The organism is Treponema sp. R6D11 (assembly GCF_054786075.1).
This window is the reverse complement of the sequence record NZ_BDHD01000673.1, coordinates 1-631: the sequence shown is the minus strand read 5'-3', so window position 1 is coordinate 631 and position 631 is coordinate 1. Positions and strand designations below refer to the sequence as shown.

Genomic DNA, 631 nt, shown 5'->3' with positions numbered 1-631 from the left:
TGAAAGTTAGAACAAGCGTGAAGCCCATCTGCGACAAATGCAAAGTCATCAAGCGCAATGGGATTGTTCGCATTATATGCCAAAATCCCAAGCATAAGCAGAAGCAAGGCTAAGGAAAGGAGAGTACATGGCGCGTCTTGTGGGAGTTGACCTCCCAAATAAACATTTGAACATCGCGTTGACCTACATCTTTGGTATTGGCAGGTCTAGTGCCGATGCGATTATCGCAAAAGCAAAGCTCGATCCAATGAGGCTTATGAATGATCTTTCCCAGGAAGAATTAAACGACCTAAGGAATATCATTGAAAGTGATTACAAGGTAGAAGGTCGTTTACGCACGGAAGTAGCGTTAAATATAAAACGATTAATGGATATTGGCTGTTACCGGGGGCTTAGGCATCGTAAAGGATTGCCGCTTCGCGGTCAACGTACAAGGACAAACGCGCGTACTCGCAAAGGTAAAAAGAAAACCGTTGCCGGTAAGAAGAAATAGGTTTTTTGGAGGAATAAGTGGCTGCTGCTGCAAAAAAGAAGAAAGAGAAAAAGTCAGTATATGAAGGTAATGTCTACATTCAGGCGACCTTCAATAATACTATTGTTACAATTACCGATTTAATGGGAAACACTGTTT

The 631-nt window shown here is 42.2% G+C and carries 3 protein-coding genes; all 3 read left to right on the top strand.

All coding sequences use genetic code 11. The annotated features are described in order from the left end of the window. Positions 1-113 (top strand): 50S ribosomal protein L36 (gene rpmJ / locus ACYVTD_RS15415; RefSeq protein WP_461248580.1); only part of this gene is annotated, 113 nt, incomplete at its 5' end. Positions 114-127: 14 nt separating this feature from the next. Beyond that, positions 128-493, top strand: a complete 366-nt coding sequence (gene rpsM, locus ACYVTD_RS15410; RefSeq protein WP_461248578.1) for a 30S ribosomal protein S13 — start codon at positions 128-130, stop codon at positions 491-493. 17 nt (positions 494-510) lie between these two features. Next, a partial coding sequence (rpsK, locus tag ACYVTD_RS15405; RefSeq protein ID WP_461248579.1) for a 30S ribosomal protein S11 occupies positions 511-631 on the top strand: 121 nt, incomplete at its 3' end.